Annotated in this window: 13 protein-coding genes; 6 read left to right on the top strand and 7 right to left on the bottom strand. The window is 72.4% G+C overall.

Translation table 11 applies throughout. The features are described from left to right. Window positions 1-6 precede the first annotated feature (6 nt). Window positions 7-663: an MBL fold metallo-hydrolase gene (locus IE145_RS06695; protein WP_189519770.1), complete on the top strand. Its 657-nt coding sequence runs from the start codon at window positions 7-9 to the stop codon at window positions 661-663. Window positions 664-773: 110 nt separating this feature from the next. Here the strand turns inward: IE145_RS06695 and IE145_RS06690 are convergent, their stop codons facing one another. The 5 genes from IE145_RS06690 to IE145_RS06670 all read right to left on the bottom strand — a co-directional run bounded on the left by IE145_RS06690 (window position 774) and on the right by IE145_RS06670 (window position 8093). Next, window positions 774-1790, bottom strand: a complete 1017-nt coding sequence (locus IE145_RS06690) for a TerC family protein (RefSeq protein ID WP_189519768.1) — start codon at window positions 1788-1790, stop codon at window positions 774-776. 242 nt (window positions 1791-2032) lie between these two features. Next, window positions 2033-4030 carry a TerD family protein gene (locus IE145_RS06685; RefSeq protein WP_189519766.1) on the bottom strand — a complete coding sequence of 666 codons (1998 nt, stop codon included), beginning with the start codon at window positions 4028-4030 and terminating at the stop codon, window positions 2033-2035. 257 nt (window positions 4031-4287) lie between these two features. Next, window positions 4288-4866 (bottom strand): TerD family protein, encoded by a 579-nt coding sequence (locus IE145_RS06680; RefSeq protein ID WP_032761469.1) that lies wholly within the window; start codon window positions 4864-4866, stop codon window positions 4288-4290. A gap of 215 nt (window positions 4867-5081) precedes the next feature. Beyond that, window positions 5082-7223, bottom strand: coding sequence for an excinuclease ABC subunit UvrB (uvrB, locus tag IE145_RS06675; protein WP_189519765.1), 2142 nt, complete (start codon window positions 7221-7223; stop codon window positions 5082-5084). A gap of 39 nt (window positions 7224-7262) precedes the next feature. Further along, window positions 7263-8093, bottom strand: coding sequence for an MHYT domain-containing protein (locus IE145_RS06670; protein WP_189519763.1), 831 nt, complete (start codon window positions 8091-8093; stop codon window positions 7263-7265). A 231-nt stretch (window positions 8094-8324) separates the two neighbouring features. On the opposite strand from IE145_RS06670, the gene IE145_RS06665 reads away from it, so the two are divergent. The 3 genes from IE145_RS06665 (at window position 8325) to IE145_RS06655 (ending at window position 11378) form a co-directional block, all read left to right on the top strand. Next, complete coding sequence (locus IE145_RS06665; RefSeq protein ID WP_189519761.1) at window positions 8325-9212, top strand: glycerophosphodiester phosphodiesterase family protein; 888 nt, start codon at window positions 8325-8327, stop codon at window positions 9210-9212. Window positions 9213-9296: 84 nt separating this feature from the next. Next, window positions 9297-9854, top strand: a complete 558-nt coding sequence (locus IE145_RS06660) for a methylated-DNA--[protein]-cysteine S-methyltransferase (protein ID WP_189519759.1) — start codon at window positions 9297-9299, stop codon at window positions 9852-9854. A 240-nt stretch (window positions 9855-10094) separates the two neighbouring features. Beyond that, entirely contained in the window at window positions 10095-11378 is a 1284-nt protein-coding gene (locus tag IE145_RS06655; RefSeq protein ID WP_229825378.1) for an MFS transporter, read from the top strand. A gap of 73 nt (window positions 11379-11451) precedes the next feature. On the opposite strand, the gene IE145_RS06650 is transcribed toward IE145_RS06655, so the two are convergent. Continuing rightward, window positions 11452-11814, bottom strand: a complete 363-nt coding sequence (locus IE145_RS06650; RefSeq protein WP_189519757.1) for a cupin domain-containing protein — start codon at window positions 11812-11814, stop codon at window positions 11452-11454. Between the two features lie 104 nt (window positions 11815-11918). On the opposite strand from IE145_RS06650, the gene IE145_RS06645 reads away from it, so the two are divergent. Together IE145_RS06645 and IE145_RS06640 are read left to right on the top strand one after the other, a co-directional pair. After that, window positions 11919-12854, top strand: a complete 936-nt coding sequence (locus IE145_RS06645) for a pseudouridine-5'-phosphate glycosidase (RefSeq protein ID WP_189519755.1) — start codon at window positions 11919-11921, stop codon at window positions 12852-12854. Between the two features lie 77 nt (window positions 12855-12931). After that, window positions 12932-13816 carry a carbohydrate kinase family protein gene (locus tag IE145_RS06640; RefSeq protein ID WP_189519838.1) on the top strand — a complete coding sequence of 295 codons (885 nt, stop codon included), beginning with the start codon at window positions 12932-12934 and terminating at the stop codon, window positions 13814-13816. 95 nt (window positions 13817-13911) lie between these two features. On the opposite strand, the gene IE145_RS06635 is transcribed toward IE145_RS06640, so the two are convergent. Further along, window positions 13912-14559: a nucleoside/nucleotide kinase family protein gene (locus IE145_RS06635; RefSeq protein WP_189519753.1), complete on the bottom strand. Its 648-nt coding sequence runs from the start codon at window positions 14557-14559 to the stop codon at window positions 13912-13914. Between the last annotated feature and the right edge of the window lie 53 nt (window positions 14560-14612).

Genomic DNA, 14612 nt, shown 5'->3' with positions numbered 1-14612 from the left:
AGCCGCATGACGTACAGCGGAGCGGTGAAGGTCGGCGGACCGGCGAGCGTGCACGAACTGACGGACCTGATGATCTCCAAGGTCGCCGTCGGCGGGATGGACAACAACGCGTATCTGCTGCGCTGCCGGGCCACCGGCGAGCAGCTGCTGATCGACGCGGCCGCCGAGCCGGAGACCCTGCTCGCGCTGATCGGTGACGACGGAATCGCGTCCGTCGTCACCACCCACCGGCACGGGGACCACTGGCAGGCGCTGGCCGAGGTGGTGGGGGCGACGGGCGCCCGGACGTACGCGGGCCGTTACGACGCCGAGGGCATCCCGGTGCCGACCGACGTCCTGGTCGAGGACGGCGACACGATCACGGTCGGCCGGGTAGAACTCACCGCCCGCCATCTGGTCGGTCACACCCCGGGCTCCATCGCCCTGGTCTACGACGATCCGCACGGCGCCCCGCATCTGTTCACCGGGGACTGCCTCTTCCCCGGCGGGGTCGGGAACACGCACCAGGACCCCGAGGCGTTCGCGAGTCTGCTGAACGACGTCGAGACGAAGCTGTTCGACCGGCTGCCCGACGAGACGTGGGTCTACCCGGGCCACGGGCACGACACGACGCTGGGCGCCGAGCGTCCCCGGCTGCCCGAGTGGCGTGCCCGCGGCTGGTAGCCCGCGGCACGGCTCTGGACGACACGAAAGCGGCCGGGGTGGGACGGCGTCCGCCGTTTCCACCCCGGCCGCTGCCGGTGTGTCCCTGTGCCGCCCGGGGCGGCCCCGGGTCAGCTGAGGGTCTTGCTCTCCTCGTCGGCCGAGCCGGTCGTCTCCGCCTTCGCCGCCTCCGCCGTCTCGGCGGCCGCCTGCTTCTTGCTGGCGATGAGGCTGGTGATCGTGGTGATCACCAGGACGCCGCAGATGACGGAGAGCGAGAAGGGGATGGAGATCTCGGGCGTGTGCACGCCGTTCTCGTGCAGGGCGTGCAGCACCAGCTTGACGCCGATGAAGCCGAGGATCACGGACAGGCCGTAGCTGAGGTGGACCAGCTTCTTCAGCAGGCCGCCGATGAGGAAGTACAGCTGGCGCAGACCCATCAGCGCGAACGCGTTGGCCGTGAAGACGATGTAGGGGTCCTGGGTCAGGCCGAAGATCGCCGGGATCGAGTCCAGCGCGAACAGCACGTCGGTCATGCCGATGGCGAGCATGACCACCATCAGCGGGGTCATGATGCGCTTGCCGTTCTTCTGGATGAAGAGCTTCGTGCCGTGGTACTGGTCGGCGACGCCGAAGCGGTGCTCGATCTTCTTGAGGAGGCGGTTCTCCTCGAATTCCTCTTCCTCCTCACCGGCCCGGGCCTCCTGGATGAGCTTCCAGGCGGTGTAGATCAAGAACGCGCCGAAGATGTAGAACACCCACGAGAAGTTCGCGATCACGGCGGCGCCGGCGGCGATGAAGATCGCGCGGAGCACCAGGGCGATGAGCACACCGATCAGCAGCACACGCTGCTGGAGGTGGGAGGGCACCGAGAACTTCGCCATGATCAGGACGAAGACGAAGAGGTTGTCGACACTCAGCGACTTCTCGGTGATGAAACCTGCGAAGAACTCGCCGGACGCCTGGCTCTCACCGGCGACCATGAGGCCGAGTCCGAAGAGAATGGCCAGCGCGATCCAGACGACTGTCCAGATCCCGGCTTCCTTGGTCGACACGTCATGGGGCTTGCGCCCGATGAAGAAGTCGACGGCGATCAGGGCTGACAGACCCACGATGGTCAGGGCCCAAACGGTCCATGAAACGTCCACTGCGCCTCCGGCAGTTCGCTACGGCTACTGAATCAGCGTCGTCGCTGCCGGAGGTCTCTTCCATCCCTGCACGTGGTGCGCGCCTGGACCGACGCCCCGGGACCGATTGCGGTCCGTATTGACGGGCACGTCGCGTAAGGAGTACTCCCCTCCGTTCCCCGAAGAGTACAGGCATCACCAAGGATAGGTAAAGAAAAGAGTAAAGAAGTCGTCAAACTCGCAGGTCGAAGCGTTTTACCCGATCAGCGTCCGGCAGCCCTGCGGGCCTCGGCCACCGCCGCGAGCACCTGCTCCAGGACGCGGCTGCCCGGCGGGATCGCGGGCGGCTCGTACGTCCAGGCGTGCCCGACCCACGGGTCGGCGAGATGGCTGTCGGCGACCGGCGTGATCCGCAGCAGCGAACGCCACAGCGGATCGAGGATCGGCCCGTACGCGCTGGCCTCCTCCCGGTCCGCGACCATCAGCAGGTGCACCCCGACCGCCGGGCCCTCGTCGGCGAGGTAGCGGAGCTGGGTGACGGCCCGGTCGTCGAAGCCGTGCGGGAAGTCGTTGACCACCAGGAGCTGTTCACCGGTGTCCAGATCGGGCGGGAGCGAGTCGGCCGCCCGGGCCCGCACCGCCATCTGCACCAGGTCCACCCGCTGGGTGAGGTGGGCGAGGACCGACGCCACTCCCCCGGGCCCGGCGGCGGGCGGTCCGGCGAGGACGCCCGCCTCGACCAGCGGCGCGAGCGGGCCCGCCGCCGAACCCGCGGGGTCGATGACGTGCACCGCGAACTCCCCGGGCGGATACACCGCGAGGAGCCGCGCCGCGTGCGCGACCGCGGTCTCCATGGCCAGCCGACGCAGCCGGTCGGTGTCCATCAGGGCCGCCGCCTCGGACGCCGCCCGTCCGCTGTCCACCCAGATCCCGCGCTCCAGCGGGAGCCGGACGAGCAGCGGGATGCGCAGGTCGGTGCGCTCGGGCAGATGGAGATCCCCGATGCGCAGGGCCATCGGTATCTCCATGGGGATGCGGTGGGCGTGCCAGACGGGGTTGCCCCAGCCGGCGTACGCCGCCGGGAGCGCGGGCTCGACGACGGCCGCCTCGGCGGCCAGCTGGGCCAGATCGCGGTCGAGGGCCTCCCGGGCCCGGGAGGCCAGCTCGTCGCGCTTGGCGCGAGCCTCCTCGCGGGCGCGGTCGCCCGCACCGCCGATCCGGTTGCGCGGGTCGGACAGGGTCCGGTCGAGCTCCTGGTCCATCCGGGACTCGGCGAAGTCGACGGCGCTGCGGTAGGCGGCGACGGCGCGGGCCAGGTCCTCGAACATGCCCCAGATCTGGTTGTAGAGGCGCTCGTCCATCGACCAGCCGGTGGCGTCGCCCGCGACCGGCTGGGCGGGCTGTCCGGGCTGGGCGGGGGGCGCGGTGGGCGGCGGTGAGGGGGGCGCGGCGTGCTGCCGCCGCGGGTGCGCGTAGTTGATGGGCCCGCCGGCGGAGGGTCCCGCGGCCGAAGGTGCCGCGGCGGCCGGTCCGGGAGCGGTGTGCGGCTGAGCGGTGTGCGCCGGGCCGGTGGCAGCCGGGTCGCTCAGCGGCTCGGGGGGTTCCGGGGCCGGGGGCGGCGCGGTCGGGCGGTGGTCGGCGGAGCCCGTCGCGTGCCGTACGCGGTCGCCTTCCGGGGTCCGGGGCGGCGGCGGGGCCACCGAGCGGGCCAGGCCCCGGGTGACGGCTTCCTGGATCGTTCCGGCCAGGGCGGCGGGGTCCCTCACGCCCTGGTCGGCGAGCATGGCGGCGAGCCCGCCCGCATACCCCTGGCCGACGGCGCGGACCTTCCAGACGTCCTGGCGGCGGTAGAGCTCCAGGGCGCTGACCGCGGACTCGGCGTCCAGGTCGGTGAGCGTGAAGCTGGCGATCTCGGTCCCTTCGAGCCCGGTGACGGCGACGAAGGGGGCGGGGACGGCTCCGAACCGCACCGGGCCGCCGACTCCGACGGGCAGCGCGAGCAGCACGGTGACCCGGTGGGCGCCGGGGGGCAGAGCCTCCAGATCGACGGCGAGCCGGTGGTCGGCCGCCGCCTGCTGGGAGACTTCGAGCCCGGGGAGCTGGGGCGAGCCGGGGTGGGCGATCCACTCGATGCCGCGCACCGTGCCCCGCTCGTCGCCGAGGGTGGCCCCCGCGACGACGGGCGTGCCCGCCGACACCCGGATCTCCAGACGGGTCTGGGGCAAGGTGTGGTTCTGCCCCCGGACCAGTTCGGCCGTCATTGCCCTGTCCCCCTCGACGATGACCCGCGCGCCGCCGTGGGCGCCGGGCCGTGCGATGCCGTGTTCCGCAGCGCACGGCCGCGTAAACCGGCTGTGCGCTGTTGTGCTGTGCGCTGTTGTGCTGTGCGCTGTTGTGCTGTGCGCTGTTGTGCTGTGCGCTGTTGTGCTGTGCGTGGGGCGGCTCCCGGCGGCCTGTGCCGCCGGGAGCCGCCCCCGCCTGTTCCGCTGCCGGGCCGGAACCCGGACAGGTCCCGGCCCTACAGGTGCGGGAGGATCGACGGCATCAGGTCCTGGAAGGTGCGGCCGTTGGCCGGGTTCCCGAGGGCCGTCATCTTCCAGCCGCTGCCCGCGCGGTGCACCTTCGCCATGATCTGGGCGGTGTACTGGCCGCCGCCGTCGAGCGTGTACCGGGCGAGCTCCTGGCCGTTGGTCTCGTCGACGATGCGGCAGAAGGCGTTCTGGACCTCCTGGAACGTCTGCCCGGTGAAGGAGTTCACCGTGAAGACGATCTGGTCGATGTGGACCGGAACGCGCTGGAGGTCGACCAGGATCGCCTCGTCGTCGCCGCCGGAGCCGGCGCCGCCGACGAGGTTGTCACCGGTGTGCTTGACCGAGCCGTCGTCGCTGACGAGGTGGCGGAAGAACACGACGTCGACGGGCTGCTTGTCGGCGAAGAGCACCGCCGAGGCGTCCAGGTCGACCTCGCGGGTGCGCGAACCGAACAGGCCACGGCGCGGAGCCGCCTGCCAGCCGAGCCCCATCCGTACCGCGGTCAGGGTTCCCCCGTCGCTCTTCTCCAGGCTGATGGCCTGACCCTTGGTCATATTGACCGTCACGCGCTGTCCCCTCTCGGCATTGCCCCGCAGCCATCCGTGTGCGGTTTCCCCGCACCCTACGCATTCCACCCCGGGCGGCAGCAGGTTCGGTCCGTTTTTGTGTCGGTCTTGCAACACACCCGGCGCGGCCCGCCCGGTGCGGTGGAAACGGTGTCGGTCGGCGGTGCCGGGAGCGGCCCGGCACCGTCGGTCGACAGCGGGATCGGACGTCGGGATCAGGCCATGCCCGCTTCCTTCATCTGGCGCAGTTCCTTCTTCAGTTCGCCGACCTCGTCGCGCAGCCGGGCGGCGACCTCGAACTGCAGATCCGCGGCGGCGGCCCGCATCCGGTCGGTCATCTCCTCGATGATCCCGGCCAGCTCGGTCGCGGGGCGGTCCCCGGTCACCGCGCCGGGCTTGGCGGCCTTGCCCTTCGCCGCCCCCTTCGTCCCGCCCTTGGCCGCCTTGCCGCCGAGCGCCGGGACCGGGGCCTTGGTCTCCTTGCCCTGCCGGTAGCCGGTGCCGAGGAGCTGTTCGGTGTCGATCTCCTCGCGGGCGATGGTCGCGACGATGTCGTTGATCTTCTTGCGCAGCGGCTGCGGGTCGATGCCCCGCTCGGTGTTGTACGCGATCTGCTTCTCGCGGCGCCGGTTCGTCTCGTCGATCGCCTGCTCCATGGCGGGGGTGACCTTGTCGGCGTACATGTGGACCTGGCCGGAGACGTTACGTGCGGCGCGGCCGATGGTCTGGATGAGCGAGGTGCCCGAGCGCAGGAAGCCCTGCTTGTCGGCGTCGAGGATGGCCACGAGGGACACCTCGGGAAGGTCGAGGCCCTCGCGCAGGAGGTTGATGCCGACGAGCACGTCGTACTCGCCGGAGCGCAGCTCGCGCAGCAGCTCGATGCGGCGCAGGGTGTCGACGTCGCTGTGCAGATAGCGGACCTGGATGCCGAGCTCCAGGAAATAGTCGGTGAGGTCCTCGGCCATCTTCTTGGTGAGCGTGGTGACCAGGACCCGCTCGTCGCGCTCGGTGCGCGCGCGGATCTCGTGGACCAGGTCGTCGATCTGGCCCTCGGTGGGCTTGACGACGACCTCGGGGTCGACGAGGCCGGTGGGGCGGATGATCTGCTCGACGAAGCCGTCGCCGCGCGAGAGCTCGTACTTCCCCGGGGTGGCGGAGAGGTACACGGTCTGGTCGATCCGCTTCAGGAACTCCTCCCACTTCAGCGGCCGGTTGTCCATGGCGGAGGGCAGCCGGAAGCCGTGGTCGACGAGGGTCCGCTTGCGGGAGGCGTCGCCCTCGTACATCGCGCCGATCTGCGGGACGGTGACGTGGGACTCGTCCAGGACGAGCAGGAAGTCGTCCGGGAAGTAGTCGAGGAGGGTGTTGGGGGCGGTGCCGGGCGCGCGGTCGTCGAAGTGCATCGAGTAGTTCTCGACGCCGGAGCAGGTGCCGATCTGGCGGAGCATCTCGATGTCGTACGTGGTGCGCATACGCAGGCGCTGGGCCTCCAGCATCTTGCCCTGCTTCTCCAGCTCGGCCAGGCGCTGCTCCAGCTCCTGCTCGATGCCGCTGACGGCCCGCTCCATGCGCTCGGGCCCGGCGACGTAGTGGCTCGCGGGGAAGACGTGGACCGTGGGGTCCTCGCTGATGATCTCGCCGGTGAGCGGGTGGAGCGTGGAGAGGTTCTCGATCTCGTCGCCGAACATCTCGATGCGGACGGCGAGCTCCTCGTAGACCGGGAAGATCTCGATGGTGTCGCCCCGGACCCGGAAGGTGCCGCGGGTGAACGCCAGGTCGTTGCGGGTGTACTGCATCTCGACGAAGCGGCGCAGCAGCTGGTCGCGGTCGATCTCCTCGCCGACCTTGAGCTGGACCATGCGGTCCACGTACTCCTGGGGCGTGCCGAGGCCGTAGATGCAGGAGACGGAGGCGACGACGACGACATCGCGCCGGGTGAGCAGCGAGTTCGTCGCGGAGTGGCGCAGCCGCTCGACCTCCTCGTTGATGGAGGAGTCCTTCTCGATGTAGGTGTCCGACTGGGGGACGTACGCCTCGGGCTGGTAGTAGTCGTAGTACGAGACGAAATACTCCACCGCGTTGTTCGGGAGGAGCTCACGGAACTCGTTGGCCAGCTGGGCGGCGAGCGTCTTGTTGGGCGCCATCACCAGGGTGGGGCGCTGCAGCTTCTCGATCATCCAGGCGGTCGTCGCCGACTTGCCGGTGCCGGTCGCGCCGAGCAGGACGACGTCCTTCTCATCGGCGCGGATACGCCGCTCCAGCTCGGCGATGGCCGTCGGCTGGTCGCCGCTGGGCTGGTAGGGACTGACGACCTCGAAAGGCCGCACCGAACGTTCGATCTTGGAAACGGGCCGCATGCAACCACCGTACGGCCCGCCACTGACAACGGCCTCGGCTCAGCGGTACCGGGCCCGTGCCGCGCCCTCGCGGACCATGCTCCGCGGGCGGTGTCCGGCCCGCGGGTACGGGCCGGGGCCGCCCGTCATCGCCCTCGGGTCGAACAGCAGCACGACGGCGGCGAGGAGCAGGAAGCAGGCGGGTCCTGCCAGCATCGGGCCGATGATCTCGGCGGGCCGGTCGCGGGGCAGGACGTCGGCCAGGTCGGCCGGCAGGGTGGGCGGCAGGTGCAGGTGCACGTCGAGCGCCGCCATGCCGGTGTAGTGCATCCCGGTCACCGCGACGGCCATCAGGATGCTCGCGCCGAGGCCGGAGAGGGCTCCGCTCAGGGTGACGGCCGCCCACAGCGCGCCCGTGGCTGCGCCCCCGGCGATCAGCACCGAGAGGACGACGAGGGGCGTGTCGTACGCGAGGTGTGCGGCCAGGCGCATGCCCGCCATGCCGAGATAGTGCATCGAGGCGATGCCGAGACCGGTGATGGTGCCGCCCGTGATCAACGCCATGCGGGTCGCGCCCCGGTATCCCACAATGAAGATGCCGATGCCGATCATCACGACGGCCACGGCCAGGCCGGCGAAGGTGAGGGGCTTGTCGTAGGAGATCGGCGTCTCCCGGACGGTGAAGCCGGTCATCGCGATGAAGTGCATGGTCCACACCCCGGAGCCGATGGACAGCGAGCCCAGCGCCAGCCAGCCGATGCGACAGGAGCGTGTCGTGTGAAGGGACCGGGTGGTGCAGCGGAGTCCGAGGGCGGCTCCCAGCGCGGCCATGAGGAACGCCGCGACCGGGGTCACCAGGCCGTAGGTGAATCCGTCGACTGTTCCTTGCATGCGTGTGCGCCCTTCGAGAATGCCCGGGGTCGAGGAGGGTCCCCAAGGGGCGAGTCCCGGCAGACAGACAAAAGAAGGCGCATTTTATCGGCACGGTCGCGGGCCGTGCCGCGGTGGTGGTCCTCTGGACCGAAGGTTCCGTTCATTTCACGGCCATCGCCGCCCCGCCGGGCGTTGGCGGGCCGCTGTCACTCTCTGCGTGTCCGCACACTCCCGACGTGAGGAGTCCCCGTGTTCGTCCGCACCGCAACCGCCTCCGCCACGGCCGCCGCCCTGCTCGGCGCCGGCGCCCTGCTGCTGCCCGCCGACCGGCCCGAGGCCCCGGACCAGGTCTCCGCGCAGCGGGCGGCCCCGGTCGTCGTGGCCCACCGGGGGGCGTCGGGCTACGCGCCGGAGAACACCCTCGCCGCCGTCGACGCCGCGGACGCGCTCGGTATCGACTGGGTCGAGAACGACGTCCACCGCAGCCGTGACGGTGTGCTCGTCGTGCTGCACGACACCGGCCTGAAGCGCACGACGGACGTCGAGGAGGTCTTCCCCGACCGGGCTCCGTGGGCGGTCAAGGACTTCACCGCGGCGGAGCTGGCGAAACTCGACGCGGGCAGCTGGTTCGGGGAGCAGTTCACCGGGGCCCGGATCCCGACGCTCACCCAGTTCCTGCACCGCCTGGAGCGCAACCGGCAGAAGCTGCTCCTGGAGATCAAGAGCCCGGCGACCTACCCGGGCATCGAGCGGGACATCATCCGGACGCTGGGCCGGTCGGGGTGGCTGGACCGCTCCCACGTGCGGGACCGGCTGGTCATCCAGAGCTTCGGCGCCGACAGCGTGAAGAAGGTGCACGAACTCCGCCCCGACATCACGACCGGCTTCCTGGGCACCCCGGCGGTGGCGGACCTGCCCTCGTACGCGGAGTTCACCGACCAGATCAACCCGTCGTACGCGACGATCGGCGCCGACTACGTGGCGGCCGTCCAGCGGCTCAAGGGCCCGCACGGCAAGCGTCTGCGGGTGAACACGTGGACGGTCAACAAGGCGGCGGACGCGGTGAAGGTCCGTGACTACGGGGTCGACGGCATCATCACCAACTTCCCCGACGTGGTGCGCGACGCGACGAGCTGACGCGGCGGAGGGGCGGGCCCGCCCCTCGGCGTCTTTCGGCCGTACGGCCCGTCGCTGTCAGTGGCGGGCCGTACGGTGGTCGGCATGAACAGCTACGGGGTCGGTGGGGAGCCGGCCGTCGAGTGGGATGTCGTGGACAGCGGCATCGGCCCACTGCTGCTCGCGGCGACCGCGACCGGCCTGGTGACCGTGGCCTTCCACGCCCGCCCCGCCGTCCGGGACGCGACCCTCGACCGGTTGCGCACCCGGTTCGGCACGGAGCCGGTGGCGGCGCCCGGCTCGGCACGGCTCGCCGAGCCGATACGCGAGCTCGCGGCGTACTTCGCGGGTGAGCCGCGGGACCTGGGCCTCGCCCTGGACTGGTCGCTGACCTCCGGCTTCCACCGCGAGGTGCTCCGCGAGCTGGCGTCCGGGGTGCCCTACGGGACGGTCGTCGGTTACGGCGAGCTGGCCGCTCGGGTGGGCCGGCCGGACGGGGCGCAGGCGGTGGGCGCGGCCATGGGGGCCAACCCGCTGCCGGTGGTGGTGCCGTGCCACCGGGTGGTCGAGAGCGACGGGGGCCTGGGCGGATTCAGCGGGGGTCTGGAGACCAAGCGGCAACTGCTGGCGCTGGAGGGGGTGCTGCCGCAGCCGCTGTTCTAGACGGTTCGGCGGCCCGGGTCACCGGAGCCACCGCCCGCCGGATCCGGCACCGGCGCCCGAAGCCGGCGCGGCGCCGGGTGCTCCGCGATCGCGGGACGGCTCCCGGCCGGCCGCGCGGTACCGGTGGCGACGAACACGCTCACGGCCGCGGCGTGTTCCGTCCTGATAGTCGTGCTCAACCCGTGAGGCGTTCACCCGTCCGGGTGCACGGCGGCGGCCGAGCGGTGACACACTGCGCCGGTGACGAGTTCTCTCTCCCTCCCCCCGGCCCCGGCCGTCGGCCTGCCCGCTCTGCAGCGCCGGACGTCGGCCGTCCTTGTCGTCAGCCAGATACTCGGCGGCCTCGGCGTGGCCATCGGTGTCGCCCTGGCCCCGATGCTCGCCGCCGAGGTGAGCGGATCGGAGGCGCTGTCCGGCCTCGCGCCGACCGCCTCCGTCCTCGGCACGGCGCTGCTGTCGCTGCCGCTGGCCACCCTGATGACCTCCCGGGGCCGCCGGTCCGGACTGGGTCTCGCCTATCTGATCGGTGCGCTGGGCGGCGGCCTGGTGGTCCTGGCCACCATGCTGCCGAGCTTCCCGCTGTTGCTGCTCGGCATGACCGGGTTCGGCGCGGGTGCGCTGGCCGGTCTTCAGGCACGGTTCGCCGCGGCCGACCTGGTGGGGCCGGAACGGCGGGGGCGGGCCATCTCCACCGTCGTCTGGGCGACCACGATCGGCTCGGTCCTCGGCCCCAACATCTCGGCCCCGGTGAGCCGGCTGTTCCGGGGTACGCCGGTGCCCGAGGCGGCGGGGCCGTTCCTCTGCTCGGCCGCCGTCTTTCTGCTCGCCGGTCTCGTCGTGACGTTCGGACTGCGCCCGGATCCGCTCCTCACCGCCCGCGCCCTGGCCCCGGAGAGCCCGGCAGGGCCCGCGAAGCGCTCCCTGCGCGCCGGGATCGACGCCGTACGCGCGTCCCCGATGGCGCGGCTCGCCCTGGTGACGGTCACCATGTCGCACACGGCCATGGTGTCGATCATGGTGATGACCCCGGTCGACCTGAGCCGGCACGGCGCCGGTCTCCAGCTGATCGGGCTCGTCATCAGCGGCCACATCGCGGGCATGTACGCGTTCTCGCCGGTGATGGGGTGGCTGGCCGACCGGTTCGGCCGGCTGACCGTGATCGGGCTCGCCGTCGGACTGCTGAGCTGCGCCGCGCTCCTCGCGGGCACGGCCGGGCCACGGCACGGGCAGACCGCGGCGGGCCTCTTCGTGCTGGGTCTCGGCTGGTCGGCGGGGATGATCGCCGGGTCCGCGCTGCTCACCGACGCGGTGCCGCGGTCCGCCCAGGCGGCGGTGCAGGGGCTGTCGGACCTGACCATGAACGCGGCAGCGGGCGTCGGCGGGGCGACGGCCGGAGTGATCGTCGCCCAGTGGGGGTACGGCCCCCTCAACGCGATCGGCGCGACCCTGCTGCTGCCGGTCGCCGCGCTCGCCCTGCGCCGGAGCCTGCGGCAGCGGCCGGAGGCGGGGGCGGTCGGCGGCTGACCCGCACGCGGCAGGTCCGGACGCTCGTTGCCTCGGGACCCCGCCCCGGCCGCTCCGTCGCAGACCGCGGCACTCACACGCTGATGTGGTACGCCTTGCGGAGCGTCTCGTGGACGGTCCACGTCGTCCGGTCGCCCTCGCGCAGGACGCAGGCGTCCCCCGGGCCGATCTCCAGCGTCGACCCGCCCTCGACCACGACCGTCGCCCGGCCGCTGACGACCACGAACAGCTCGTTCGCCTCGGTGTCGGTCACCACGCCGGGCGTGATCTGCCAGATGCCGCGGATCTGCTTGCCGTCGGGCGACTCCCACAGCACCTTGCCCGTCACCACGGGATCGCCCGAGACGATCTGCGCCGGATCGAGGGGCTCCGGTACGAGCTCGGCGTCCGGGATGTGCACGGCGAAGGAGGCGGGGACCTGGTCGTTTGTCGTCATGGCCGGTCACCTTAGCGACCGCTTCCGGCCACCGGGTGACCAGGACCCGCCGGAGAACGTCCGGCCGTGGTTTGCGCCCCTCCCGCCCGCGACAGGGATGGGTCATGCCTCAGAACTCACCAGAACCCTACGAGCCGGTCCTCTCGGCAGAGGTGCGCGCGGCTCTGAGTACCGGTCTGCCCGTCGTGGCGCTGGAGTCGACGATCATCGCGCACGGTCTGCCGCGCCCCCGCAACCTGACCGTGGCCCTGGAGCTGGAGGGGCTCGTCCGGTCCGCCGGAGCCGTCCCGGCCACCGTCGCCGTTCTCGACGGCCGGGCCCATGTGGGCCTCGGCGAGGACCAGTTGGAGCGGGTCGCCGGGGACCCCGCGGTACGCAAGCTGGGGCACCGCGATCTCGCCCCGGCGCTCGCCGCCGGGGCGAGCGGGGCGACGACGGTGTCCGCGACGGCGTTCCTGGCAGCGCGGGCGGGCGTCGGCGTCTTCGCGACGGGCGGGCTCGGCGGCGTACACCGGGAGTGGGCCGCCGACCAGGACGAGTCGGCCGATCTGCGGCTGCTCGCCGGCACCCGGATCACCGTGGTCTGCGCGGGGGTGAAGTCGATCCTCGACGTCCCGGCGACCCTCCAGCGGCTGGAGACCCTCGGCGTCTGTGTCGTCGGTTACGGCACCGGGCACTTCCCCGGGTTCTATCTGAGCAGCTCCGGCGAACCCGTCGACTGGACGGTGCACGGCCCCGACGAGGTGGTGGAGGTGATCCGGGCGAGGGAGGCGCTGGGCGGGCCGGCGTCCGCGCTGATCGTCGCCAACCCCGTACCGGAAGCGGATCAGTTGGATCCGGCACTGCACGACCGGGTCCTGGCGGAGGCGCTGGACGCGTGCCGGGAACGGGGCATCTCGGGGCAGGGCGTCACGCCGTTCCTGCTGGACCAGCTGATGCGGCGGACCGGCGGCGCGTCGCTGGAGGCGAACCTCGCGGCCGTACGCGGAAACGTGACGCTCGCGGCGCGGATCGCCGCCGCGGCGGCGGAGACCAAGTGAACCGTCACGGCGACCAAGGTCCGACGAGCCTTCATGGCGTCCGAGGCCCCGCGGGCCGTCCGGAGGTCGGCCGTGGGCTGCTGGTGGTGGGGGACGTGGTCACCGATGTGGTGGCGCGGCACGGGTCGACGCTCGCGCACGGTACGGACACGAAGGCCCGGATCCTTACCCTGCCGGGCGGCGCGGGGGCCAACGTCGCCTGCTGGGCGGTGCGTTCGGGCTGTCCGGAGGTCCGGCTGCTGGCCCGCGCGGGGGCGGAGTCCGCCGACTGGCACCGGGAAGCGCTGACGGCGGCGGGGGTGCGGGCGCACCTCGCGGTGGACGACGAGGTGCCGACGGCAACCGTCATCGCCCTGGTCGACGCGGCGGCGGAGCGTACGTTCCTGACCGACGGCGGGGCGGTCCTGAGGCTGGCCGTCGAGGACTTCACGCCCACGCTGCTCGACGGTGTCGGACGCCTGCACCTCTCCGGCTATCTCCTGTTCGCCGAGGTGAGCCGGGCCGCCGCTCTCCTCGCCCTGCGCACCGCCCTGGAGCGGTCGATTCCGGTGAGTGTGGACCCGGCGTCGGCCGGGTTTCTCGGGGAGCTGGGGCCGAAGCGGTTCCTGGAGTTCGCGGAGGGGGCGGAGCTGCTCCTGCCGAACGCGGACGAGGCCCGGCTGCTCACCGGGCTGCCCGAACCCGGTGCCGCGGCGGCCGAGTTGAGCCGGTGGTTTCCGCGCGTCGTCGTGACGCTGGGCGCGCGGGGAGCCGTGGTGGCGGCCGGGGGTGAGGTGATGGGCCGCGTTCCCGCCCCGCCGGTGCCCGAACCGGTCGACTCGACGGGTGCGGGCGACGCGTTCACCGGCGGGTTCCTGGCGGCCCTGCTGGCCGGTGCGGACGAGATGACCGCAGCCGCCGAGGGCTGCCGGGCGGGGGCGGCGGCCGTGGCCACGGTGGGCGGCCGGCCACCGGTCCGCTGAGCACGGCCATCGATTCGCCGGGAGCGGCCACCGGTCCGCCGAGGCCGGGCGCCGCACCGCGCGTACGGTGGGGGTCGCCGCGGGCCGCGCGGGCTTCACCCGCTGCCCGGCAGCCCCGACCAGGCCGGGTGGGCGGGATCGTCCGCCCGGACCACCACATGGGCCCGCTCGGCGGGTGCCACCTCGTCCTCGTACCGGGCGAAGGCGGGCAGCGTCCAGCGCTCCGACTCCGCCGTGCGCCGCCGCAGCGCCCCCGGCGACAGCCGCAGATGGACGGTGCACGCGAACGGGAACCAGTGCCCCAGCAGGAACGGGCCGTGCACGACGACCACCCCGCCCTCGGGGAGCGCGTGGTACGGGGAGCGAGTGGCCCGGTCCGTCACGGAGTCCCAGAGGTCGGGCAGCACCCGGCCGGAGCCGCCCGCCTCCAGCGGTCCGAACACCTCGCGCCACAGCGCCCCGGTGTCGAACCAGCCGTCGAGGTACGCGTCCGCGTCCTGCTTCCCGTACTCGAAGCGCAGACTGGCCGGGCGCAGGAACCCCTCGGTGGGGACCACCAGGACCGAACGGCCGAGCAGCCGCAGCTCCGCGGCGAGGCGTTCGGCGGTCTCGCCGGTGCGGGCGGCCGGCGCGCCGTCGATCCCGAGGGCGAGCCGGGGCCCGCCGCCGTCGGCGAACAGTCCGTCGCCGTACCGGGCCAGTTCGCCGGCCAGCCGTTCCCAGGTGATCGCTTCGAGTCGCACGGTCCCATCATCGCCGGTCCGGTGGGGGGCCGCTCCGGAAGGCCACCGCACCG

This window comes from Streptomyces sindenensis, assembly GCF_014649035.1.
In the GTDB taxonomy this organism is placed as follows: domain Bacteria; phylum Actinomycetota; class Actinomycetes; order Streptomycetales; family Streptomycetaceae; genus Streptomyces; species Streptomyces sindenensis.
The sequence above is the reverse complement of the archived record's forward strand: the minus strand, read 5'-3'. Positions and strand labels throughout refer to the sequence as shown.